Below are 22,950 nucleotides of genomic sequence, written 5' to 3' on the forward strand. Positions count from 1 at the left end.
GACGCTACAGACTAGATCGTAACCAGTCCGCGCACACCCTCGGCTTCCATGTTTTCTCCGCGCCCCTGCTGCACGATCTCGCCCCGGGACATCACCAGGTATTGATCGGCCAGCTCGGCGGCGAAGTCGTAGAACTGCTCCACCAGCAAAATCGCCATGTCGCCCCGGGCCGCCAGTTGCTTGATGACCGCGCCGATTTCCTTGATGACCGACGGCTGGATGCCTTCGGTGGGCTCGTCGAGAATCAACAGGCGTGGGCGACTGGCCAACGCCCGGCCAATGGCGAGCTGCTGTTGCTGGCCGCCGGACAGGTCACCGCCACGGCGCTGTTTCATTTGCAGCAGCACCGGGAACAACTCGTAGATGAACGCCGGAACCTCCCGCGCCTCGGATGCGGGAAAACGCGACAGGCCCATCAGCAGGTTTTCTTCCACCGTCAGCCGCCCGAAAATCTCCCGACCCTGGGGCACATAGGCGATGCCGGCGTGAACCCGCTGATGTGGCTTGAACGCGGTGATGGTTTTGCCTTCCCAATTCACTGCCCCTTCCCTGGCCGGCAGCAGGCCCATCAGGCATTTGAGCAGGGTGGTCTTGCCCACGCCATTGCGACCTAGCAGGCAGGTTACTTCGCCGACCTTCACGTCAAACGACAGGCCCCGCAGGATGTGACTACCGCCGTAGTATTGGTGGAGCTTGTCGACTTGCAGCATCTTCCTGATTCTCCTCAAACCCCTGTGGGAGCGAGCCTGCTCGCGATGGCGGCGGCACATTCAACACCTAAGCAAACTGACCCACCGCTATCGCGAGCAGGCTCGCTCCCACAGGGAACAGCATTTTCCGCTCTACCGACCGAGATACACCTCGATCACCCGCTCATTGTCCTGGACCTGCTCCAACGACCCTTCGGCCAGCACACTGCCCTGGTGCAGCACGGTGACGTGGTCGGCGATGGTGCCGACGAAGCCCATGTCATGTTCCACCACCATCAGCGAATGCTTGCCCGCCAGGGATTTGAACAGCTCGGCGGTGAAGTCGGTTTCGGCGTCGGTCATGCCCGCCACGGGTTCGTCGAGCAATAGCAATTGCGGGTCTTGCACCAGCAGCATGCCGATCTCCAGGAACTGCTTCTGTCCGTGGGACAGCAGCCCGGCCGCGCGATTGACCGATGGCGTGAGGCGGATGGTCTCCAGCACTTCATCGATACGGTCATGCTGCTCGCCGGTCAGCTTCGCCCGCAGGCTGGCCCATACCGACTTGTCGGTTTTCAACGCCAGTTCCAGGTTCTCGAACACGCTCAGGGCTTCGAACACTGTGGGCTTCTGGAACTTGCGGCCGATACCGGCCTGGGCGATCTGCACTTCGCTCATGCCGGTCAGGTCGAGGGTCTCGCCGAACCAGGCGTTGCCGTGGCTGGGGCGGGTCTTGCCGGTGATCACGTCCATTAGCGTGGTCTTGCCCGCGCCGTTGGGGCCGATGATGCAACGCAGTTCGCCCACGCCGATGTACAGGTTCAGATCGTTCAGGGCCTTGAAACCGTCGAAGCTGACGCTGATGTCTTCCAGGGTCAGGATCGTGCCGTGACGGGTATTCAGGCCTTCGCCGGCGGCCCGGCCGAGGCCGATGGCGTCGCGGCTGCTGCCGGCGTCCTTGTTGGGTTCGGTTGGAAAAAAAGCTGGCTCGAGCATGAATTCGGCACTCGCTGTGATTCTCATTGTTCGCCTCGTTTCTTCAGCAGGCCCACCACGCCCTTGGGCAGGTATAGGGTCACCACGATGAACAGCGCGCCCAGGAAAAACAGCCAGTACTCCGGGAAGGCCACGGTGAACCAGCTCTTCATGCCGTTGACCACGCCGGCGCCCAGCAGCGGCCCGATCAGTGTGCCGCGCCCGCCGAGCGCCACCCATACGGCGGCCTCGATGGAGTTGGTCGGTGACATTTCGCTGGGGTTGATGATGCCAACCTGTGGCACATACAACGCCCCGGCCAGACCGCACAGGACCGCGCTCAAGACCCAGACGAACAGCTTGAAGCCCCGGGGATCGTAACCGCAGAACATCAGGCGGTTTTCCGCGTCCCGCAGGGCGGTCAGCACCCGGCCGAACTTGCTGCGGGCCAGTCGCCAACCGATGAACAGGCTCGCCACCAGCAACAGCACGGTGAGCAGGAACAGCACGGCTCGGGTGCCGGGTTCGGTGATGCCGAAACCCAGGATCGAGCGGAAATTGGTGAAGCCGTTGTTGCCGCCGAAGCCGGTTTCGTTGCGGAAGAACAGCAGCATTCCGGCGAATGTCAGGGCCTGGGTCATGATTGAGAAATACACGCCCTTGATCCGCGAACGAAAGGCGAAGAAACCGAACATCAACGCCAGCAGCCCCGGCGCCAGGACCACCAGGCACAAGGCCCAGAGAAAACTGTCAGTGCCGGTCCAGTACCAGGGCAATTCGGTCCACGACAGGAACGTCATGAACGCCGGCAAGCCATCACCGGCCGCCTGGCGCATCAGGTACATGCCCATGGCGTAGCCGCCCAGGGCGAAGAACAGGCCATGGCCCAGGGACAGCAAGCCGGCGTAGCCCCAGACCAGGTCCAGCGCCAGGGCAACGATGGCGTAGCAGAGAATCTTGCCCACCAGCGTCAGGGTGTAGGCCGAGACATGCAGTGGATGGTCCGCCGCCAGCAACGACAGCAGTGGCAGGCTCAACAGTACGGCCAGGATCAGCGCACCGACGGCGAGGGTGACTTTAGGCCCGGCCTTTTGCGTGGCCGTGAGCATCAGGGGCTGGTTCATCAGTCGATTACCCGTCCTTTGAGCGCGAAGAGGCCTTGCGGACGCTTCTGGATGAACAGAATGATCAGCGCGAGGATGAGGATCTTGCCGAGCACGGCGCCGATCTGCGGTTCGAGAATCTTGTTGGCGATGCCCAGCCCGAACGCGGCGGATACGCTACCGGCCAACTGGCCGACGCCGCCGAGCACCACCACCAGGAACGAATCGATGATGTAGCTCTGGCCCAGGTCCGGGCCGACGTTGCCGATCTGGCTCAGGGCCACGCCGCCCAGCCCGGCAATGCCCGAACCGAGGCCGAAGGCGAGCATGTCCACGCGCCCGGTGGGTACGCCGCAGCAGGCCGCCATGTTGCGGTTCTGGGTGACGGCCCGCACGTTCAGGCCCAGGCGGGTCTTGTTCAGCAACAACCAGGTCAGCAACACCACGAACAGTGCGAAGGCGATGATGACGATGCGGTTGTACGGCAGCACCAGGTTCGGCAACACCTGGATCCCCCCCGACAGCCAGGCCGGGTTGGCCACTTCGACGTTCTGCGCGCCGAATACCAGGCGCACCAGTTGGATCAGCATCAGGCTGATGCCCCAGGTGGCGAGCAGGGTTTCCAGTGGCCGTCCGTAGAGATGGCGGATCACCGTGCGCTCCAGGGCCATGCCGATGGCGGCGGTGATGAAAAATGCCACCGGCAGGGCGATCAGCGGGTAGAACTCGATGGCGTTCGGCGCGAAGCGCTGGAACAGCATCTGCACGACGTATGTGGAATAGGCGCCGAGCATCAGCATCTCGCCGTGGGCCATGTTGATCACCCCCAGCAGGCCGAAGGTGATGGCCAGGCCGAGGGCCGCGAGCAACAGGATCGAGCCCAGGGACATGCCGCTGAACGCCTGGCCCAGCAGCTCGCCCACCAGCAGTTTGCGCTTGACCTGGGCGAGACTGGTCTCGGCGGCGGTGCGCACGCCCGCATCGGTTTCGGCGCCAGGTTCGAGCACGCCTTCGAGACGGGTGCGGGCCAGCGGGTCTCCGGTTTCCCCCAGCAACCGGACGGCCGCCAGGCGCACGCTTGGATTGGCGTCCACCAATTGCAGGTTTGCCAGGGCCAGGCTCAGAGCGGCGTGGACATCTTCGTCTTGCTCGCCGGCCAGTTGCCGGTCGAGAAAAGCCAGCTGCGCCGGGCGCGCGCTTTTTTGCAGCTGTTGCGCTGCGCCCAGGCGCATGCGGGGATCACTGGCAAGCAGTTGGTGACTGGCGAGGGCGGTTTCGATCAGCCCCCGCAAGCGATTGTTCAGGCGCAAGGTCTTGGGCTGGCCGTCGACGGTCAACTGGCCTTGCTGCAAAGCGTTGAGCAGTTCGACACGCCCGGGCTCGGGCTGCGCCGCCCAGGTTTCCAGCAGTTTGGCCTGCAGGGTCGGGTTGGCGGCGACGAAGTCTTCGGCGTCGCCCGCGTGGGCGCCCAGTGGCAGTAACATCACCAGGGCGAGAATCAGACGGTAAAGGGCGGTGGGCATATGCTCGGCCTTGCGCAGTGCTTTTTGTGGGAGCGAGCCTGCTCGCGATAGCGGCGTACCCGTCACGTTTGCGCTGACTGATCCAGCGCTATCGCGAGCAGGCTCGCTCCCACAGGAGTCGTGTGTCGGTCCCGGGATCCGGGGCCGACACCCATGGGCTCAGTTACCCTTCACCGCATAGTCGGGCTTCTTGTCGTTGCCGGCGATGAAAGGGCTCCACGGCTGGGCGCGGACCGGCCCCTCGGTTTGCCAGACCACGTTGAACTGACCATCGGCCTGGATCTCGCCGATCATCACCGGCTTGTGCAGGTGGTGGTTGGTCTTGTCCATGGTCAGGGTGTAGCCCGACGGCGCGGCGAAGGTCTGGCCGGCCAAGGCTTCGCGGACCTTGTCGACGTCGGTGGACTTGGCCTTTTCTGCCGCTTGGGCCCACATGTGGATACCGACATAGGTGGCTTCCATCGGGTCGTTGGTCACGGCCTTGTCGGCGCCCGGCAGGTTCTTGGCCTTGGCGTAGGCTTTCCAGGCGTCGACGAATTTCTTGTTCGCCGGGTTATCCACGGATTCGAAGTAGTTCCATGCCGCCAGGTTGCCCACCAGCGGTTTGGTGTCGATGCCACGCAGCTCTTCTTCGCCCACCGAGAACGCCACCACCGGTACGTCGGTGGCTTTCAGGCCCTGGTTGGCCAGTTCCTTGTAGAACGGCACGTTGGAGTCGCCGTTGACCGTGGAGATGACCGCGGTCTTGCCGCCGGCAGAGAACTTCTTGATGCTCGCCACGATGGTCTGGTAATCGCTGTGGCCGAACGGGGTATAGACCTCTTCGATGTCCTTGTCCGCCACACCCTTGGAGTGCAGGAACGCGCGCAGGATCTTGTTGGTGGTGCGCGGGTAGACGTAGTCGGTGCCCAGCAGGAAATAGCGCTTGGCGCTGCCACCTTCTTCGCTCATCAGGTATTCCACTGCCGGAATCGCCTGCTGGTTCGGCGCGGCGCCGGTGTAGAACACGTTAGGCGACATCTCTTCGCCTTCGTATTGCACCGGGTAGAACAGCAGGCCATTGAGTTCTTCGAACACCGGCAGCACGGATTTGCGCGACACCGACGTCCAGCAGCCGAACACCACGGCGACCTTGTCCTGGGTCAGCAACTGCCGGCCTTTTTCCGCAAACAGTGGCCAGTTCGAGGCCGGGTCCACGACCACCGCTTCGAGCTGCTTGCCGTTCACACCGCCCTTGGCATTGATTTCGTCGATGGTCATCAGTGCCATGTCCTTGAGGGACGTCTCGGAAATCGCCATGGTCCCGGACAGCGAATGCAGGATGCCGACCTTGATGGTCTCGGCGGCCTGGACGGTCCAGGTCATGCCCATCGCGGCAATGCTGGCCGAGAGGGTAAAAGCCTTGATCAAGCTACGACGTTTCATGGTGCAATCTCCGTGAATTGGTGTTTTTTTCGAGGGCAGATGCAGACGCTGAACAGGGCTTTTGCAAGGGGTGTGCCCGGTCGTGGCAAGGCCGGGAAATGTGGGGGCGATGCGCTGGGGAGCGCAGGGCAACGCACCACGAGCGACCGTCGCTTGTGCGCTGGTGCGATCAGATGCGCCACATCGGTGCGCAGAAATCGCAGGCCCCGAATGCCTTGATGTGGGAGCGAGCCTGCTCGCGATAGCGGTGGGTCAGCCAGAGACGATGGGACTGATCCACCGCTATCGCGAGCAGGCTCGCTCCCACAAGGAGGCTACTGTGGACAGAGGATTCGGGGGCTCAGCGCCGGCGCATCAGGCCGATGAAAAACAGCCCGCCAATGGCTGCCGTCGCGACGCCAATCGGCAAGTCTTCCGGTGCGATCAGGGTCCGGGCGGCCACGTCCACCCACACCAGGAACAGGCTGCCCAGCAGTACACAGGCCGGCAGCAAGCGACGATGCTCGGCACCCACCAGGCGCCGGGCGATGTGCGGCACCATCAGCCCGACGAAACCGATCGAACCGCTGATGGACACCAGCACGCCAGTCATCAGCGACGCGATCAGGAAGATCCACAACCGCACCTTCGCCGCGTTCAGGCCCAGGGTCACCGCGGTTTGTTCGCCCGCCATCAGGGCGTTCAACGGCCGAGCCATGCCCAGCAGCAGGACCAGTCCCAGCAGGACACTGGCGGCGGGCACCGCCAGCAGTTCCCAGCGCGCCAGGCCCAGGCCGCCGAGCATCCAGAACATCACCGCGGAGCTGGCGCGATGGTCACCCAGGAACAGCAGCAGGTTGGCCGCCGCCATCATCACGAATGACACCGCCACGCCGCACAGCAACAGACGATCGCTTTCCAGGCGACCCTGGCGGCTGGCAATCGCCAGCACCAACAGCATGCTCAGCAGCGCGCCGATGAACGCGGCGAGGGGCAGGGTCAGCAGGCCGACGATTTCCCCGACATGCAGCACCACGATGACCGCCCCGAGGGTCGCGCCGGAGGTGACCCCGAGCAGGTGCGGATCGGCCAGTGGGTTGCGGGTGACCGCTTGCAGCACCGCGCCGATCAATGCCAGCCCCGCGCCCACCAGCGCGCCGAGCAGCAGGCGCGGCACGCGGATCAGCCAGACGATGTGTTCCTGGCCGGCCGTCCAATGGACCTCTCCCATACCGAAGGCCTTGTTCAACAAAATATCCCAGACCACGGCCACCGGTACCCGCGCCGGCCCGAAGCCCAGGGACACCACGCACGACAGCAGCATCAGCGCGCCGAGGAAGATCAGCAGTCCGGCATAGCGACGAGGGTTCATCGATGCTGGAAACCCTGCGCCAGGGTTTGTACCGCCAGCACGTTGTCGATGCCCGGTGTGGCCTGGACGTAGGGAATCACGATGAAGCGTCGGTGCCTGATCGCATCCACTGATTGCAAGGCCGGATTGCTCAGCAGGAATTGCTGTTTCTGCTCGGCGCTGACTTCGCCGTAATCGACGATCACGATGACCTCGGGGTTGCGCTCGACCACGTTCTCCCAGTTCACCCGGGTCCAGCTGGTTTCAACATCGTCCAGGATATTGCGCCCGCCCGCCGCGTCGATCAGGGCCTGGGGCATGCCCAGCCGGCCGGAAGTCATGGCCCTGTCTTCACCGCTGTCGTAGAGGAACACCCGGGGCCGATTGGCTGGCAGGTCTTTGCGGACTTCGGCCACCCGGGCCTGCATCGCGGCGATCAGTGCATCGGCGCGATCCTGGACATCGAAAATCTTCCCGAGATTGCGCAGGTCGTTGTAGGTGTCCTCCAGCGAAGCCGCCGGGCGTTTCATCACGAACGCACAGGATTCGGTCAGTTCGTAGACAGGGATACCCAGCGGTTGCAGGGTCTGTGGCGTCAGCTCACCGCCCACCCGCATGCCGTAGTCCCAGCCGGCGAAGAAGAAGTCCACGTTGGCGTTGAGCAGGGTTTCCACCGAGGGGTATTTGGCCGCCAGTTCCGGCAGGCCATCGAGAATCTTCGCCATCTCCGGCGTCACCGATTTCCAGCCGCTGATGCCGCTGTAGCCGACCATGCGCGATTTGAGCCCGAGGGCGAGCATCATCTGGGTCATGTTGATGTCGTGACTGACGGCATGCCGGGGTGCTTCGTTGAACACCACCTGACGGTTGCAGCTCTGGATCGTCAATGGATAGCGGGTGGCTTCGGCCAGGGCGTGGGCGCTGCACAGCAGCAGCGGCAGGAGCAGCAGGGAACGCAGGGTCATGGTTGGGTTATCCAGGTGATTCGTGGGTAGCCAGCGAGGGGATGTTCATCCACCAGGGCTTCGACGCCGAAGACGTCGTGCAGCAGCGTGGTGGTCAGTACATCCTTGGGGGCACCGCTGGCGACGATGCGGCCGTGTTCGATCACATAGAGTCGGTCACAGAAGGCGGCAGCCAGGTTCAGGTCGTGGATGCTGGCGAGGGTGCCGATCCCCAGGCGCTTGATCAGTTGCAGCAGTTCGAGTTGATAGCGCGGGTCGAGGTGATTGGTCGGCTCGTCGAGGATCAGCAGTTGCGGTTGCTGGGCCAGGGCCCGGGCCAGGATCACCCGCTGCTTTTCACCGCCCGAGAGGGTGGCGAAGGCATGTTCGCCGAAGCCTTGCAGCCCTGCCGCTTCCAGGGCCTGGATGACCAGACGCCGGTCCTCGTGGTTATCGCCATCGAACAGGCCTTTGTGAGGCGTGCGGCCCATGGCGACCACTTCCTCGACCGTCAGGCCAAAGGCGTCGGGAAATTCCTGCAGTACCACGGCGATACGTTGCGCGCACCAGCGTGACGACTGGCGCCAGACGTTGTGGTGGTCGAGTTTCACCTCACCGCTCTCCGGCGGGTTGAACCGATAGGCGCAACGCAGCAGGCTGGTCTTGCCACTGCCGTTGGGCCCGATCAACCCGACGAACTCCCCGGTCGCCACCTGCAACGTGGCGTCACGCAGTTGGAACTGGTGATGGCAGTGACCATGGCCCAGGGGTGTCCAGGCGAGGTGGGAGAGGGTCAGCGAGGTCATGCGTGTACTCAAAGATCGGGTTAAAACACAATCCCTGTGGGAGCGAGCCTGCTCGCGATAGCCGTGGATCAGGCGCCTCTGTGCTGGCTGATCCAGCGCTATCGCGAGCAGGCTCGCTCCCACATTGGCGGGTTATGTCTACAGTTCGGCAGCGGGCGCGATTGTAGAGGTTTCGCGCCGCCTTCCGTTAACACACTGTCTTCAACTTGAAGATGAAGCCACTTCAGCCTGGCGGTTGAAACGGGTGAAGAGCCGATCGAACAGCCACACCACCACCAGCGACGCCCCCACCAAGGGAAACACCACGGCCAGGGTCAGCATGATGAACACCCCGGTTTTCCACGTTGGCAGGTCGTGACGCAGGGGCGGTACGCCGAACTTGCCCTGTGGCCGGCGCTTCCACCACATCACCATGCCGCTCACCGCGCTGAGCAGGATCATCAGGCAGATCAGCAGCACGACGATCTGGTTCGCCGGGCCGAACATCTTGCCTTCGTGCAACATGACGCCGGTTTCGGTGGCGCGGGCGACGACGCTGTAATCGGCCCAGCGCACATCAGCCAGGACCTTGCCGGTGTACTGGTCCACGTGAAGAGTCGCGTCATTGCGCGGATCGTCGGCGAACACGGCAATGGTGAACACTCCCGTGGCTGTGGTCGGCAGGGTGATGCTGTAGCCCGGCGTGACCTTGTGTTCGGCGGCGATGTCCTGCACCGCTTGCAGGCGGATGGTCGGCGCCGCGGGACCCTCGTGCATGCCACCGTGGGCCATGTGTTCGGCATGATCGCCGGACATCGGCATCGGTGTGTTCTCCACGGCCCAAGGCACGGTCTGGCGGTGGGCGTTGTTGAGGCTGCCGGCTTCGACGTCGGACTTGGGCATGTCGTTCCACATCGCAGCCGGGAAGCGATTCCAGAGCTCGGCATACTGCTTGCCCCAGAGGCCGGTCCAGGTCATGCCGCTGAGCAGCATCACCAGCAGCAACGCCGCGCCCCAGAAGCCGACGACCACATGCAGGTCGCGCCAGAACAGCCGACCGCGAGCGTTCCAGCGCGGCCACAGGACCCCGGCCGAGGATTGCCCACGGGGCCACCACAGGTACAGCCCCGACACCACCAGCACCACGCCCCAGCCGGCGGCCATTTCCACCAGCCGATCACCGACGGTGCCGATCAGCAGTTCGCCATGGATGGCCCTGGCCATGGCTTGCAAGTTGTTCTTGGCGTCCTGTTCGCCGAGGACGTCACCGTGATAGGGATCGATGAAGACGTTCAGCTCCCGACCCTTGTCGATCACCACGAACTGCGCGCTGCGCTCGGCGTCGGCCGGTGGCAGGTACTGTTTGACCCGCGCTTCGGGGTAGGCCTGGCGGACCTGTTGGAGCAAGTCGTCCGCGGCCATCGTGTGATGACCGGCCGGTATGTTAAGCAGGCTACCGTACATCAGTGGATCGAGTTGCGGTTTGAACAGGTAAATGATGCCGGTCAAGGCCAGCATCACCATGAACGGGGCGACGAACAGCCCGGCATAGAAATGCCAGCGCCAGGCCAGGTTGTAGAAATTCGGTTTCGGTTGGCTCATCGAAAAGCGCTCCGCTTGGCAAATGTGTTTGTTATGTAGTCGCTGTGCGACCGAGCGCGGGCAAGCCTTGCTCCCACAGGGTTGGGTAGTGCCTGTGGGAGCAAGGCTTGCCCGCGATGTTGTCAGAAACTCATGTCCACCTTGGTCCAGAGCGTGCGCCCCGGTTCGTTGATGGCTTGGGGATCACTGGCCGGATAGCCGAATCCGGCGTTGCCGGCCAGGTTCAAGTGTTCCGCGTAGGCTTTGCCGAACAGGTTGTCGACGCCGCTGCTGACCTTCCAATGCGTGTTGATGCGATAGGCGCCGTTGAGGGAGAAGACCCCGAAGCCCGAGCTCGTGCCGTAGTCCTTGCCCACCACGTTGCCCCTGTTCTCATCGACCCGGTGCTGCGCCGCCACCACGCGCCACAAGGCTCCGGCGCTCCAGCGGTCGGCGCTGTAGGTCAGGCCCAGGCGCGCATCCAGCGGCGGCATCTGTGCCAGGGCACTGCCGTCGCTGCTGTTCTTGCCCCAGGCATAGGCCAGGGTGGCGTCGGCCTTCCAGCGTTCAGTCAGTTGGTAGGCCGCCCCCAATTCGCCGCCCATGATCCGTGCGTCGATGTTTTCAGCCCGGGAGGTACTGCCCATCATGCCGGGCGTGTAGTCGAACAGGATGTAGTCGCGCACCTGCCCGACATAACCCGAGGCCCAGGCTTCGAGGGTTTCGGTCTTGTACTGCAGGCCGAAGTCGAGCTGGGTGGTTTTTTCCGGCTTGATCGAATCGAAGGCATTCAGCGAGCCGGTGGGTCCGTTATCCGGCGAGAACAGCTCCCAGTAGTCAGGGAAGCGTTGCGCGTGGCCCAGGCCGGCATAAACCGTCGTGGGACTGTCGGCCAGATCGTGCTCGTAGCGGACGAAACCGCTGGGCAGGGTATCGGCGCGGGTCTCGTCGGCAGTGGGGTTGGGCTGGACCATCATGCCGGAGCCGACGCTCTGCCGGTAATCCTTGGCCGAGGCCCGGTCGAGGCGGGCGCCGGTCACCAACCTGTCGCGGTCGGCGGCGTACCAGGTCAGTTCACCAAAGACACCGTAGTTGTGAAAGTCGGCGTCCTTGGTGCGCGGCAGTTCCTTGTAGGTATCGATCCCCATGCTGCTGCGTTGGCGATGTTCGTTGGTCTGGGCATCCAGGCCGCTGATCAATTGCACATCGGCCCAGCGCCAGGTGGCCTTGATGCGTGCGCCAAGCGTGCGTCGGTCGACGTTGGACGCCATGGGCCCGGCCATCATCCCGGTGCCCGAAGGCGTGCGCAGCGTGTAGTTGTCCATCACGTGGTCGGCGTAGTTGTAGTAGACCTGTGCCTCGATCTTATCCAGCACTTCGCCGAGGTTCGACCGTTCGAAACGCAGCCCTAGGCTTTCACGCTTGAACTGTGCGCCGTCCATGCCTCGCCCGGCATAGCGCGCCTCGCCGTCGCCCTTGCCGGCGGTCAGCTCCAGCAGCGTATCGGTATCCGGCGTCCAGCCAAGGGTGACGTCACCGTTCCACTTGTCGTAGCGCGACGGCACCGTGTCGTTATTGCCATCGCGGTAATCGTCCGAATGAGCGGTGTTGCCGATCACTCGTACGTAGCCCAACGACCCGCCCGCAGCAGCATCCAGCACTTTGTCGAAACGACCGTTGGAGCCGGCCAGCACACTGGCATTGACCCTCGTGCCCAGTTCGCCGAACTGTTCCGGCTTGCGGTCGAACAGGATGGTTCCGGCCGACGCGCCGGGGCCCCACAGCACGGTTTGCGGGCCCTTGATCACCGTGAGCTGATCGTAGGTTTCCGGTGAGATGTAGGAGGTGGGCGCGTCCATCCGGCCGGGGCAGGCGCCCAGCAGCGTGCTGCCGTTGGTGAGGATATTCAGTCGCGAGCCGAACATGCCTCGCAGCACCGGATCGCCATTGGTGCCGCCGTTGCGCACCAGGGCGAAGCCGGGAATGGTCTTGAGGTAGTCACCGCCGTCACTGGCCGGGACCGGTTGGCGCGGGTCCTTGGGGTTGGTGACCACGGTCAGAGGGGAGCTGGGCGCGATGGCGGTGATGACCGTCGGGCTCAGTTCCTCGACTTGGCTTTCATGATGGTCGTGCTCATCGGCCAGTGCTTGAGACGTGAGCAACAGGCCGCACACGGCGGCGACGGCAGGGTGAAAACGCACCCGTGCCTCATTTGGAGGGCAACTGGCCTGGGCAGTGCCCAAAGCGATGCCGGCAGGAAACCTGGACATGATGATTCCATCGAACAAACGTAGACGACACGGTCGGGCAGCCTGGGGCTGTCTTGTGCGACCGGGTTGGTAAGTGTCGGGTTTACGCGTCGAGGGGCGGTGCGCGGGGACGGGCGCCCGGGAAGAAGGCCGGCCGGGCATGGCCCAGACGTGGAGAAGGGCTGGTGAAGGTGTTGGCCGTTGGGGTGTCGAAAACGGCGAGGGACTGCCCTCCGGGCAAGGCCGGGCAGTTGAACAGCAGGCTGCAATAGCCGCATTTTTCCCACAGCGCGTGGTGCTCGTTCTGGGACGGGCAGTGTTCGGCTGCCGTTGCCTCATCTCCGGTGTGAGCACCTGCGGACATGTCCATGCTCATGTCCATATCCATGGTCATAGGCATGGACGAAGACATGCGTTGATCCATCGGCATCGACTGAGAAATCAGTGGACCGATAAAGATCATCAGCATGGCGAACAGGCTGATCCAGCTGCCGCGTGCCAGTCTCATCGGCTGGCGGCGGGGCATGTCAGGCCTGGCGCGGAGAAGACCCATGGCCGGCTATCAGTGCATGTGGGCTTCGGTTATGGTGCCGTCGGGGGCTTTTTTCTGCACCGCTACGTCGACCGTGACATCCCCGGCTTTCTCGAAGTGCAGGGTCATGGCGAAGCGCTTGCCGTCGCTCAGCAGGCTGCGGTCCTTCAGGTCCAGCAGCATGACGTGGTAAGCCATGGGGGCAAAAGTGACGGTGGCGCCAGGAGCAATCGCAACCACAGGCACGGGCTGCATCTTCATCAGGTCGTCCTGCTTCACGTGTTCGTGGAGCTCGGCCTTGCCGGCAATCGGCGAGTCGACGCTAAGCAGTTTGTCCGCCGTTGCCCCGGTGTTGTGGATCACGAAATACGCGGCCACGGTGGGCGCGTTGGGCGGCAGTTCCTGGGACCAGGGATGGGCAATCTCAAGGTCGCCGACCTTGTACTGATGAGCATGGGCGAAGCCGACGGGAAGCAGCAGGGCTGCCAGCAGGATGAGTCTGTTCAACATGGGTGATTCTCCGGAACGATTCAGGACGCAATTGTTTTTATGCGGTGGGAATCAGACCAGAGGCGAGGCGCGGGGGTTGAGACTCGGCCATTGTTGGCGTGGCGTGGGGCTGTCGAACGCCAGGTGGACAAGGCCGTGATGGGCAGGCTGTGGAGTCAGATACAGCCGCGGAGCCTGTCCAGTGAGCGCCACCAACGACGCCGAGCCTGCGCAGCACCAGCAATGCTGCATGGTCGAATGGTCGTCGTTGCGGGGCGTGCCCTGTTCGAGCTTGCCCAGGGAAATCGCCACCAGCTTCGTGCCGCTGGAGGAGCAGAAACTGCCCCACAACAGCTGCTCGACCGGCGCATCCTTCTGCACCGCCCCGCTGCCGGAAAGCGGCATGGCAAGCATGTTGAACAGCATTGCGAAGCAGGCGATCCAGGCAAATGCAAGCCGTTGTCGGGACATGGGCGAATCCGCTCGGTTGGGCGATCAGGTGGCGGTATTTAGCCTGATCGCAGGCTGGAAGTAAAAAAGCCATGTGCGGTGTAGGGTCGCAGGGCTGGGGTTAACAATAGCAACAGATCGCCATATGAGCGCTGTCGTGGCGAGATATCAGGCAAGGCGATGTAGTCTGGGTTCGTAGTCTCAGTGCGGCCGGATCGTGAAGGTCGGTAGAGTTACATCGACAGCGCCGACAACATCTCATCCAGCGTCCAGAATTCCCGATCCACCCCCGCCAACACCGGCCGCCTCAACACCAACACCGGCACCCCACGCTCCCGCGCCACCTCCAGTTTCGGCTCGGTCGCGGTGCTGCCACTGTTCTTGCTGACCAGCACATCGATCTGCCGCCGCTCGAACAGCACCCGTTCGCCGTCGATATGGAACGGCCCTCGCGCGCCGATGACTTCGCAGCGTTCGTTGCCGGGGTACACGTCCAGGGCGCGCAGGGTCCAGAATTGCTCCGGGGGAATTTCATGCAGATGTTGCAGTGGTTCGCGGCCGAGGGTGAAGAGGGGGCGGTGGAAGGGTTTCAGGGCCTGGATCAGTTCGGCCCAGTCGGCCACTTCGCGCCAGTCATCGCCATGGCGGGGCTGCCAGGCCGGGCGGCGCAGGGCCCAGCAGGGGACGCCACAGGTGCGGGCGGCGTGGGCGGCGTTGTGGCTGATCTGGGCGGCGTAGGGATGGGTGGCGTCCAACAGCAGGCTGATGCTCTGGTCGCGGATGAATTGCGCCAGGCCCTCAGCGCCGCCGTAGCCGCCGACGCGTACCTGGCAGGTCAGGTCAGTGGGGACACGGCCTACGCCCGCCAGGCTGTAGATGTGTTCAGGGCCGAGTGTGCGTGCGATGGCCAAGGCTTCGGTGACGCCGCCCAGCAGCAGGATGCGTTTCATGTAAAGGCTCCGGCGTGGCCGACGATCCCGCCTTGGCGGTCGATGGCGAAGACTTCGACTTGAACCTGGGGCGGCACGACGCTACGGGCGAAGGCCAGGGCGTGCTCGCACACCGCGTCGCCGAGGGCGATGCCTGCGGCACTGGCCATCGCCAGGGCCTGTTGGCTGGTGTTGGCCTCGCGGATGCCTTTCTGCAAGACTTCGCCGGCGCCGATTGCGGCGGCCCAGTCGGCCAGTTGTGGCAGGTCGATGCTCGAATGGCGGCTGTGCAGGTCCATGTGACCGGCGGCGAGTTTGCTGATCTTGCCAAAGCCGCCGCAGAGGCTGAGCTTGTCCACTGGAACCTTGCGCACATGCTTGAGCACGGCCCCGACGAAGTCGCCCATTTCGATCAAGGCGATTTCCGGTAGGTTGTAGACCCGGCGCATGGTGTCTTCGCTGGCATTGCCGGTACAGGCCGCGATGTGCAGGTAACCGTTGGTTTTCGCCACGTCGATGCCCTGATGGATCGAGGCAATGTAGGCCGCGCAGGAGAAGGGCCGGACAATGCCGCTGGTGCCGAGGATCGACAGTCCGCCGAGGATGCCCAGGCGTGGGTTCATGGTCTTCAAGGCCAGGGCTTCACCGCCCTCGACGTTGACCGTGACTTCGAAACCGCCGGTATAGCCGGTTTCTTCGGCCAGCCGGTCCAGGTGATCGCCGATCATTTTGCGCGGCACCGGGTTGATCGCCGGCTCACCGACCGCCAGCACCAGGCCCGGTCGCGTCACTGTGCCGACGCCGCGCCCGGCAATGAAGCGCACCCCCGGTTCGGCGGTCAGCCGCACCTGGGAAAACAGCAACGCACCGTGGGTCACGTCGGGGTCGTCGCCGGCGTCCTTGATCGTCCCGGCCTCGGCGCCCTGGCCGGTCAACCGGCAGAACTCCAGGCGCATCTGCACCTGTTTGCCCTTGGGCAACACGATCTCCACGGCATCGGCGCAATGACCTTGCAGCAACAGGCGCGCCGCCGCCAGGCTGGTGGCCGTGGCGCAGCTGCCGGTGGTCAGGCCGCTGCGCAGGGGCGCGGGTTGTTCGGCGGTTTCGTCACGCATCGAGGGGCTTTACCAGGTCCAGCAGGGTAATCGGCAACGCCTGGCGCCAGGTGTCGAACTCGCCCAATGGTTGGGCCTGGGCAATGTGGATGCGGGTCAGTTCGCCGCCATGGAGTTCGCGCCAGTTCATGAGCGTCATCTCGCTTTGCAGGGTCACGGCATTGGCGACCAGCCGACCGCCGGGCTTGAGTTGGGCCCAGCAGGCTTCCAGCACGCCTTCACGGGTAACGCCGCCGCCAATGAATACGGCGTCCGGTCGCTCCAGTCCCTCAAGGGCCTGGGGCGCTCGTCCGCGAATCAGTTGCAGGCCGGGTACGCCGAGGGTATCGCGGTTACGTTCGATCAAGCCTTGGCGGCCTTCGTCGGCTTCGATGGCCAGGGCTCGGCAGGCCGGGTGCGCGCGCATCCATTCGATGCCGATGGAGCCGCTGCCTGCGCCAACGTCCCAGAGCAATTCGCCGGGCATCGGGGCGAGACGGGCCAGGGTGATGGCGCGCACATCGCGCTTGGTCAATTGGCCGTCATGTTCGAACGCGGTGTCCGGCAAACCGGCCAGGCGTGACAGGCGCAACGCCGCAGGGTCGGCCCGGCACTCGACGGCGATCAGGTTCAGGTCGGTGACGTCTGGCTCGGACCAGTGTGCTGCGCAGCCTTCGATCCGCCGTTCTGCCGGGCCGCCAAGGTGTTCCAGCACAGTCATGGGGCTGGGGCCGAACCCGCGCTCGCGCAGCAATGACGCCACTGCACCGGGACTGTGGCGGTCATTGCTCAGCAACAACAACCGGACGCCTGTGGATAAATGGGCATTGAGCGCTGCCAGAGGACGCGCCACCAGCGACACAGTGACCACCTCCTGCAGCGGCCAACCCATGCGCGCCGCCGCCAACGAACATGACGATGGGGCCGGGATGACCAGCATCTGCTCGCTTGGCAGGTGTTTGGCGAGGCTGGCGCCGACGCCATAGAACATGGGGTCGCCGCTGGCCAGCACACACACCGGCTCGCCCCGTCGCGCCAACAGTGGTTCCAGGGAAAACGGGCTTGGCCACAGCTCCCGTTCGCCGCGAATGCACACCGGCAATAACGCCAGTTGGCGAGCGCTGCCGAGAATGCGCGTCGCTCGCAACAGGGCATGGCGAGCCGTTCGGCCCAGACCCTTGAAGCCGTCTTCGCCGATGCCCACTACGGTCAGCCAGGGGGTCATCTCTGTTCCTCGAATGGGTAGGGTTGCTCGACGGGCACATCAGTCCCGCGAACCGGGCCGCCATCATACCGCGCCGGTGGGAGCAAGGCTTGCCCGCGATGGCGGTGCCCATTCAACATCACCGTCACAGACGGCCCGCTATCGCGAGCAGGCTCGCTCCCACATTTGAATGAGGTTGCCCCCTTAATTTGTACCAGCCGCGGATCCTTTGTGGGAGCAAGGCTTGCCCGCGATGGCAGTGTTCCGTTCAACATCATCATCACAGACGGCCCGCTATCGCGAGCAGGCTCGCTCCCACATTTGAATGAGGTTGCCCCCTTAATTTGTGCCAGCCGCGGATCCTCTGTGGGAGCAAGGCTTGCCCGCGATGGCGGTGCCCATTCAACATCACCGTCACAGACAGACCGCTATCGCGAGCAGGCTCGCTCCCACATTTGAATGAGGTTGCCCCCTTAATTTGTGCCAGCCGCGGATCCTTTGTGGGAGCAAGGCTTGCCCGCGATGGCAGTGTTCCGTTCAACATCATCATCACAGACGGCCCGCTATCGCGAGCAGGCTCGCTCCCATATTTGAATGAGGTTGCCCACTTAATTTGTGCCAGCCGCGGATCCTCTGTGGGAGCAAGGCTTGCCCGCGATGGCGGTGCCCATTCAACATCACCGTCACAGACAGACCGCTATCGCGAGCAGGCTCGCTCCCACATTTGAATGAGGTTGCCCCCTTAATTTGTGCCAGCCGCAGATTCCCTGTGGGAGCGAGCCTGCTCGCGATGGCGTCGGACCATTCAGCCCCACCTTGCCAGCCACACCGCTATCGCCGGCCAGCTCGCGCCTCACATTCCTGGCGACGCTGCACATAATCCGACGGGCAAGCTTTTCATGCCCCCCGGCAAAGCAGGCATAATGGCGGTCCTTCGCCGATGCTGACCGGTTTTCCCTTGAACGAACGTCCATCCTCCAACGCCATACGCCCCTCGGGTTGCCCGGGGTTGCTGCGTGTCGTCCAGGCGCTGGACGGGGGCATCTGCCGGATCAAGCTCGATGGCGGTGCTATCCAGGCGGATCAGGCCGAAGCCGTGGCGTTGGCGGCCGAGCGGTTCGCCGGTGGCGTGATCGAGGCGACCAACCGAGCCAATCTGCAGATCCGCGGGATCGGCCCTGAGCACGCCGCGTTGATCGAGTCATTGCTGGCCGCCGGACTCGGCCCGCACACGCCGGCCGGCGACGATGTGCGCAACCTGATGCTCAGCCCCGCGGCCGGCATTGACCGGCAGATGCTGCTGGACACCCGCCCGTTGGCTGCGCAGATCCTGCTCAGCCTGCAGACCCACGAACGATTCCATGAACTGTCGGCCAAGTTCGCCGTGCAACTGGACGGCGGCGAGGCGCTGGCGATGCTCGATCATCACCATGACCTGTGGTTGTCGGCGTTCATGCGTCACGGCGAGCCCTGGCTGGCGTTCGGGTTGGCGGGCTCGCCCCTGGATGAGCCGGCAGGCGCGGTCCCCCTGGCCGAAGGACATGGGTTGGTGCTGGCGGTGCTGGAGCTGTTTCTCGACCTGGCCCGCCCAGACCAGACACGCATGCGTCACCTGCTGGCAGAGCTTCCTGACACTGGATTCAGCCAGCCACTGGCCCGCCGGGTCTCGCTGCAACCGTGTTCCGGTTGGCAGCGCGAGGGGGCCATCGATGGATTGCACCTCGGCATCCAACCCCAACATGACGAACGTGTCTACGTGGGCGCCGCGGCGCCCCTTGGCCGACTCGACGCCGTCATGCTGCGAGGACTGGCGCAACTGGCCCGGGAGAAGGGTGACAGCAGCCTTCGTTTCACCCCATGGCAAAGCCTGTTGTTGCCCAACGTACACCGCGAGGACGCGGATGAAGTGCTGGCGCGGCTCGAAGGGTTGGGCCTGCTGTGTTCGGCGGAACAACCGTTGGCGCATCTCATCGCCTGCACGGGCTCCAGTGGCTGCGGCAAGGCGCTGGCCGACACCAAGGCCGATGCCCGGCGCCTGGCCGACGTGCTGCAACGCCAGGGCCACGGGATGAAAGTCCATTTATCCGGGTGCCCGCGCTCATGCGCGGCGGCCCATATCGCGCCCGCCACCTTGCTGGCGGTCGCTCCCGGTCGTTACGACCTCTATTTTCGCGATGCCACGCAGCCAGGTTTTGGCGCGTTGCAGGCGCACAATCTGACTATTGAAGCGGTCGGCCAATGGCTCGACGCTCGCCCCCGGAGCCCCCTTTGATGCTTGATTACATCCGCGACGGTCAGGAGATCTATCGCAACTCCTTCGCGATCATTCGCGCCGAGGCCAACCTGGCGCGCATTCCGGCCGATCTGGAAAAACTCGCGGTACGGGTCATCCATGCCTGCGGCATGGTCGAGGCGGTCGATGGGCTGCAGTTTTCCGAGGGCGCGGGCACGGCCGGGCGTCAGGCCCTGGCTGCCGGCGCGCCGATCCTGTGCGATGCGCGGATGGTCAGCGAAGGTGTGACCCGTGCACGCCTGCCGGCCAACAACCCGGTGATCTGTACCTTGCGCGACGAGAGCGTGCCGCAGTTGGCTCGCGACTTGGGCAACACCCGTTCGGCGGCGGCCCTGGAGCTGTGGCGCCCACATCTGGAAGGCAGCGTCGTGGTGATCGGCAATGCACCCACCGCGCTGTTCTACCTGCTGGAAATGCTCGACGCCGGCGCCCCGAAACCCGCGTTGATCCTGGGCTTCCCCGTCGGGTTTGTCGGCGCCGCCGAGTCCAAGGCGATGTTGGCGGCCAACAGCCGTGGCGTGCCGTTCGTGATCATGCAAGGCCGACTCGGCGGCAGCGCCATGGCTGCGGCTGCCGTCAATGCCCTCGCTACGGAGATTGAATGATGCAGCAGCGTGGACGTCTGATCGGCCTCGGCGTGGGCCCCGGTGACCCGGAACTGATCACCCTCAAGGCCTTGCGCCTGTTGCGCGAGTCCCCCGTGGTGGCGTACTTCGTCGCCAAGGGCAAGAAGGGCAACGCCTTCGGGATCATCGAAATGCACCTGCAAGAAGCGCAGACGCTGATGCCGCTGGTGTATCCGGTCACTACCGAAGTGCTGCCGGCGCCGCTGTCCTATGAGCAGGTGATCGCCGACTTCTACGACACCGCCGCCGAACAGGTGGCCGTGCATCTGGATGCCGGTCGCGACGTGGCCGTGATCTGCGAGGGCGATCCGTTCTTCTACGGTTCGTATATGTACCTGCACGATCGTCTGGCCGAGCACTACGACGCCGAAGTCATTCCCGGCGTCTGCTCGATGCTGGGCGGAGCCTCGGTGCTCGGCGCGCCGCTGGTGTACCGCAACCAGAGCTTGTCGGTGCTCTCGGGTGTGCTGCCCCATGACGAACTCAAGCGCCGGCTGGCCGATGCCGATGCGGCAGTGATCATGAAGCTGGGGCGCAATTTCCCCAAGGTCCGCCAGGTGCTCGGGGAACTGGGCCTGGATGGCCGGGCGTTGTACGTCGAACGGGCGACCATGGCCAACCAGAAAATCGTGCCGCTGGATGAAGTCGAGCCAATGTCCTCGCCGTATTTCTCGTTGATCATCGTGCCGGGCGAACGGTGGCAGGGATGACGTTCAAGGCACCGGCAATCGTCATCCTCGGCCCGGGCAGCCTCGCAACGGCCCGGCGGGTCCAGCAGTGCTATCCCGATGCCTTGATCCACGGCCTGGCCGGGCGGGTCGAGGGCGTGGACCGTCACTACCTGGAGTTCGGCGCGACGCTGCGCGAGCTCTATCAGCAGGACACCCCCATCATCGCCCTGTGCGCGGCGGGCATCGTCATCCGCACCCTGGCGCCGCTGCTGCTGGAAAAAGGCGTCGAGCCCGCCGTGCTGGCGGTGGCCGAAGACGGCAGTGCCGTGGTGCCATTGCTCGGTGGCCTGGGCGGGGTCAACGTCATGGCCCGGGACATCGCGACCGCCCTGCAAGTCGCCCCGGCGATCACCACCAGCGGCGAATTGCGTTTCGGCACTTGCCTGCTCAATCCGCCGAGTGGCTACCGTCTCGACGATCTGGAGCAGGGCAAGCGCTTCGTCTCCGATCTGCTGGCCGGTGAGCCGGTGCGCATCGAAGGGGCCGCGCCGTGGTTGGATCAGGCGCACTTGCCCCAGGACCAACAGGCGCGCCTGGCCATCCGTATCGACAGCGCTGCCGGTGTGCCCGCCGTTGATGAGTTGCGTATCTATCCACGCAACGTAGCCGTGGCGCTGGACGTCGGGATGACGGACATAGCGGTCGCCATTGGCGATGCCCTGGGTCAGGCCGGCCTCGCGGTGCAGTCATTGGCCTGCCTGGTGGCGGCGGACAGCGACATGACCCGTCCGGAGTTACACGAAGCCGCTGCGGGCCTGGGCGTGCCGCTGCGCTTCGCTTGCGCCAGCGGCGACATCGCCGGATGGTTGAGCGAGACCCTCGGCCAGCCGGCCTCGATTCGGCTCATGGGCAGCCTGGCCATCGCGGTGGCCGAACAGCCCCTGGATCCGCAACGGATCGGCCGTCCACGGGGGCGCCTGGCGGTGATCGGCCTGGGCCCGGGGGCAGCCGAGTTGATGGTGCCGGCGGTGCGCGCCGAACTCGACCGCGCCAACGACGTGCTGGGCTACGAAACTTACGTGCGCATGGCCGGGCCGTTCCGGGCCGATCAGGTGCAACACTGCACCGACAACCGCGAAGAGCTGCAACGCGCCCGCCATGCTTTCGAACTGGCGGCCCAGGGACGCTCCGTGGTGGTGGTGTCGTCCGGCGATCCGGGGGTGTTCGCCATGGCCGCGGCGGTGCTGGAAGCGCTGCATGAGTCGACGAATGCCCATTGGCACGCTGTCGACCTGCAGATCCTGCCAGGCGTCTCGGCTTCCCTGGCCACGGCTGCCCAGGCCGGCGCGCCGCTGGGTCATGACTTCTGCGTGCTGTCGCTGTCGGACAACCTCAAGCCCTGGTCGATCATCGAGAAGCGCCTGGATCTGGCGGCACAAGCGGATCTCGCGCTGGCTTTCTACAACCCCATCTCCCGTTCCCGGCCCTGGCAACTGGGGCGGGCGCTGGAGATCGTCGCCCAGCATCGAACCGCGCAAACGCCGGTGGTCCTGGGGCGTGACATCGGCCGTCCGGGCCAGACCCTGCGCGTCACGACGCTGGGGCAGTTGACCCCGGACCAGGTCGACATGCGCACCATGGTCCTGGTCGGGTCTTCGACCACCTGCGTGTTTCCCCGTGCCGACGGCGGCGAGTGGGTGTACACGCCGCGCTGGTATGGCAACAAACCGCTCTGATACAACCCGGCAGTCCGCTCGGGCTGCCGTCGTTTCTCGAAAATGCTAGTAGCCTGTGTGGCTAATTCGTTTACTCAAATTAACCGTAGGCTACTAGTTACTGATGGTCTTTGGTTATATATAGCCGGTCTTTGCCCTCAAGTTGCAGGTATGGTGCGCCTGTAACATGAAGTTTGTTTTTATTTGGAAATTTATTGGATTGCTTATTAGTTGAGCCGTAACCGGGTGCCAGGTTACTTTTATTCGCGCTTATCGAGAGCGTTGCATTTTTTAAAGTTTAATGCCCAGGTGCCTGGATGCACGGGTGGGCTGTCGTTGCCTG

20 protein-coding genes are annotated in these 22,950 nt (G+C 64.2%); 4 read left to right on the plus strand and 16 right to left on the minus strand.

The features are described from left to right. Nucleotides 1–11: 11 nt before the first annotated feature. The 16 genes from urtE to cbiE form a co-directional block, all read right to left on the minus strand. Nucleotides 12–710: an urea ABC transporter ATP-binding subunit UrtE gene (urtE, locus tag PCOSP_RS02945; RefSeq protein WP_047700267.1), complete on the minus strand. Its 699-nt coding sequence runs from the start codon at nucleotides 708–710 to the stop codon at nucleotides 12–14. A 132-nt stretch (nucleotides 711–842) separates the two neighbouring features. Next, a complete protein-coding gene (gene urtD, locus PCOSP_RS02950; RefSeq protein ID WP_175385566.1) occupies nucleotides 843–1,712 on the minus strand; it encodes an urea ABC transporter ATP-binding protein UrtD in 870 nt (289 codons plus the stop codon). Next, nucleotides 1,709–2,788 (minus strand): urea ABC transporter permease subunit UrtC, encoded by a 1,080-nt coding sequence (gene urtC / locus PCOSP_RS02955; RefSeq protein ID WP_139646685.1) that lies wholly within the window; start codon nucleotides 2,786–2,788, stop codon nucleotides 1,709–1,711. The genes urtD and urtC overlap by 4 nt, the downstream gene beginning before the upstream one ends. Then, nucleotides 2,788–4,290, minus strand: a complete 1,503-nt coding sequence (gene urtB, locus PCOSP_RS02960; RefSeq protein ID WP_139646683.1) for an urea ABC transporter permease subunit UrtB — start codon at nucleotides 4,288–4,290, stop codon at nucleotides 2,788–2,790. Before urtB ends, urtC begins: the two co-directional genes overlap by 1 nt. Before the next feature lie 159 nt (nucleotides 4,291–4,449). Further along, entirely contained in the window at nucleotides 4,450–5,715 is a 1,266-nt protein-coding gene (gene urtA / locus PCOSP_RS02965) for an urea ABC transporter substrate-binding protein (protein ID WP_464710276.1), read from the minus strand. Between the two features lie 340 nt (nucleotides 5,716–6,055). Then, nucleotides 6,056–7,066 (minus strand): FecCD family ABC transporter permease, encoded by a 1,011-nt coding sequence (locus PCOSP_RS02970; RefSeq protein WP_139646681.1) that lies wholly within the window; start codon nucleotides 7,064–7,066, stop codon nucleotides 6,056–6,058. Further along, nucleotides 7,063–8,010 (minus strand): ABC transporter substrate-binding protein, encoded by a 948-nt coding sequence (locus tag PCOSP_RS02975; RefSeq protein ID WP_464710277.1) that lies wholly within the window; start codon nucleotides 8,008–8,010, stop codon nucleotides 7,063–7,065. The genes PCOSP_RS02970 and PCOSP_RS02975 overlap by 4 nt, the downstream gene beginning before the upstream one ends. After that, entirely contained in the window at nucleotides 8,007–8,795 is a 789-nt protein-coding gene (locus PCOSP_RS02980) for an ABC transporter ATP-binding protein (RefSeq protein WP_464710278.1), read from the minus strand. Before PCOSP_RS02980 ends, PCOSP_RS02975 begins: the two co-directional genes overlap by 4 nt. Before the next feature lie 201 nt (nucleotides 8,796–8,996). Continuing rightward, a complete protein-coding gene (locus tag PCOSP_RS02985; protein ID WP_464710279.1) occupies nucleotides 8,997–10,376 on the minus strand; it encodes a PepSY-associated TM helix domain-containing protein in 1,380 nt (459 codons plus the stop codon). A 122-nt stretch (nucleotides 10,377–10,498) separates the two neighbouring features. Further along, entirely contained in the window at nucleotides 10,499–12,625 is a 2,127-nt protein-coding gene (locus PCOSP_RS02990) for a TonB-dependent copper receptor (RefSeq protein ID WP_464710280.1), read from the minus strand. Between the two features lie 82 nt (nucleotides 12,626–12,707). Continuing rightward, nucleotides 12,708–13,112 carry a DUF2946 domain-containing protein gene (locus PCOSP_RS02995; protein WP_464711859.1) on the minus strand — a complete coding sequence of 135 codons (405 nt, stop codon included), beginning with the start codon at nucleotides 13,110–13,112 and terminating at the stop codon, nucleotides 12,708–12,710. Between the two features lie 54 nt (nucleotides 13,113–13,166). Further along, a complete protein-coding gene (locus PCOSP_RS03000) occupies nucleotides 13,167–13,646 on the minus strand; it encodes a copper chaperone PCu(A)C (protein WP_464710282.1) in 480 nt (159 codons plus the stop codon). Between the two features lie 51 nt (nucleotides 13,647–13,697). Further along, nucleotides 13,698–14,096, minus strand: a complete 399-nt coding sequence (locus PCOSP_RS03005; protein ID WP_464710283.1) for a DUF2946 domain-containing protein — start codon at nucleotides 14,094–14,096, stop codon at nucleotides 13,698–13,700. Nucleotides 14,097–14,308: 212 nt separating this feature from the next. Next, complete coding sequence (locus PCOSP_RS03010; RefSeq protein ID WP_464710284.1) at nucleotides 14,309–15,025, minus strand: cobalt-precorrin-6A reductase; 717 nt, start codon at nucleotides 15,023–15,025, stop codon at nucleotides 14,309–14,311. Beyond that, nucleotides 15,022–16,119: a cobalt-precorrin-5B (C(1))-methyltransferase gene (locus PCOSP_RS03015; RefSeq protein ID WP_139646665.1), complete on the minus strand. Its 1,098-nt coding sequence runs from the start codon at nucleotides 16,117–16,119 to the stop codon at nucleotides 15,022–15,024. The genes PCOSP_RS03010 and PCOSP_RS03015 overlap by 4 nt, the downstream gene beginning before the upstream one ends. Continuing rightward, entirely contained in the window at nucleotides 16,112–17,323 is a 1,212-nt protein-coding gene (gene cbiE, locus PCOSP_RS03020) for a precorrin-6y C5,15-methyltransferase (decarboxylating) subunit CbiE (protein ID WP_464710285.1), read from the minus strand. Before cbiE ends, PCOSP_RS03015 begins: the two co-directional genes overlap by 8 nt. A 937-nt stretch (nucleotides 17,324–18,260) precedes the next feature. On the opposite strand from cbiE, the gene cobG reads away from it, so the two are divergent. From cobG to cobJ, 4 genes are read left to right on the plus strand one after another with little or no spacing between them, the layout of a single operon-like run. Next, a complete protein-coding gene (gene cobG, locus PCOSP_RS03025) occupies nucleotides 18,261–19,574 on the plus strand; it encodes a precorrin-3B synthase (RefSeq protein ID WP_464710286.1) in 1,314 nt (437 codons plus the stop codon). Then, the gene (locus PCOSP_RS03030) at nucleotides 19,574–20,200 is read left to right on the plus strand and encodes a precorrin-8X methylmutase (protein ID WP_047700231.1); all 627 of its coding nucleotides are present in this window, start codon (nucleotides 19,574–19,576) and stop codon (nucleotides 20,198–20,200) included. The genes cobG and PCOSP_RS03030 overlap by 1 nt, the downstream gene beginning before the upstream one ends. Continuing rightward, nucleotides 20,200–20,931 (plus strand): precorrin-2 C(20)-methyltransferase, encoded by a 732-nt coding sequence (locus PCOSP_RS03035; RefSeq protein ID WP_175363115.1) that lies wholly within the window; start codon nucleotides 20,200–20,202, stop codon nucleotides 20,929–20,931. Before PCOSP_RS03030 ends, PCOSP_RS03035 begins: the two co-directional genes overlap by 1 nt. Beyond that, the gene (gene cobJ, locus PCOSP_RS03040) at nucleotides 20,928–22,628 is read left to right on the plus strand and encodes a precorrin-3B C(17)-methyltransferase (protein ID WP_464710287.1); all 1,701 of its coding nucleotides are present in this window, start codon (nucleotides 20,928–20,930) and stop codon (nucleotides 22,626–22,628) included. Before PCOSP_RS03035 ends, cobJ begins: the two co-directional genes overlap by 4 nt. Nucleotides 22,629–22,950: the final 322 nt, after the last annotated feature.

The sequence above is a fragment of the Pseudomonas sp. MAFF 730105 genome (assembly GCF_055380705.1).

What these genes read in the sequence shown, in the direction of transcription:
- urtA (WP_464710276.1), bottom strand. Translation starts at nt 5,715, where the DNA reads ATGAAACGTCGTAGCTTGATCAAGGCTTTTACCCTCTCGGCCAGCATT.
- PCOSP_RS03035 (WP_175363115.1), top strand. Translation starts at nt 20,200, where the DNA reads ATGCAGCAGCGTGGACGTCTGATCGGCCTCGGCGTGGGCCCCGGTGAC.
- PCOSP_RS02995 (WP_464711859.1), bottom strand. Translation starts at nt 13,112, where the DNA reads ATGAGACTGGCACGCGGCAGCTGGATCAGCCTGTTCGCCATGCTGATG.
- PCOSP_RS02975 (WP_464710277.1), bottom strand. Translation starts at nt 8,010, where the DNA reads ATGACCCTGCGTTCCCTGCTGCTCCTGCCGCTGCTGCTGTGCAGCGCC.
- PCOSP_RS02985 (WP_464710279.1), bottom strand. Translation starts at nt 10,376, where the DNA reads ATGAGCCAACCGAAACCGAATTTCTACAACCTGGCCTGGCGCTGGCAT.
- urtD (WP_175385566.1), bottom strand. Translation starts at nt 1,712, where the DNA reads ATGAGAATCACAGCGAGTGCCGAATTCATGCTCGAGCCAGCTTTTTTT.
- urtC (WP_139646685.1), bottom strand. Translation starts at nt 2,788, where the DNA reads ATGAACCAGCCCCTGATGCTCACGGCCACGCAAAAGGCCGGGCCTAAA.
- PCOSP_RS02990 (WP_464710280.1), bottom strand. Translation starts at nt 12,625, where the DNA reads ATGTCCAGGTTTCCTGCCGGCATCGCTTTGGGCACTGCCCAGGCCAGT.
- PCOSP_RS03000 (WP_464710282.1), bottom strand. Translation starts at nt 13,646, where the DNA reads ATGTTGAACAGACTCATCCTGCTGGCAGCCCTGCTGCTTCCCGTCGGC.
- cbiE (WP_464710285.1), bottom strand. Translation starts at nt 17,323, where the DNA reads ATGACCCCCTGGCTGACCGTAGTGGGCATCGGCGAAGACGGCTTCAAG.
- PCOSP_RS02980 (WP_464710278.1), bottom strand. Translation starts at nt 8,795, where the DNA reads ATGACCTCGCTGACCCTCTCCCACCTCGCCTGGACACCCCTGGGCCAT.
- PCOSP_RS02970 (WP_139646681.1), bottom strand. Translation starts at nt 7,066, where the DNA reads ATGAACCCTCGTCGCTATGCCGGACTGCTGATCTTCCTCGGCGCGCTG.
- urtE (WP_047700267.1), bottom strand. Translation starts at nt 710, where the DNA reads ATGCTGCAAGTCGACAAGCTCCACCAATACTACGGCGGTAGTCACATC.
- PCOSP_RS03010 (WP_464710284.1), bottom strand. Translation starts at nt 15,025, where the DNA reads ATGAAACGCATCCTGCTGCTGGGCGGCGTCACCGAAGCCTTGGCCATC.
- PCOSP_RS03030 (WP_047700231.1), top strand. Translation starts at nt 19,574, where the DNA reads ATGCTTGATTACATCCGCGACGGTCAGGAGATCTATCGCAACTCCTTC.
- PCOSP_RS03015 (WP_139646665.1), bottom strand. Translation starts at nt 16,119, where the DNA reads ATGCGTGACGAAACCGCCGAACAACCCGCGCCCCTGCGCAGCGGCCTG.
- PCOSP_RS03005 (WP_464710283.1), bottom strand. Translation starts at nt 14,096, where the DNA reads ATGTCCCGACAACGGCTTGCATTTGCCTGGATCGCCTGCTTCGCAATG.
- cobJ (WP_464710287.1), top strand. Translation starts at nt 20,928, where the DNA reads ATGACGTTCAAGGCACCGGCAATCGTCATCCTCGGCCCGGGCAGCCTC.
- urtB (WP_139646683.1), bottom strand. Translation starts at nt 4,290, where the DNA reads ATGCCCACCGCCCTTTACCGTCTGATTCTCGCCCTGGTGATGTTACTG.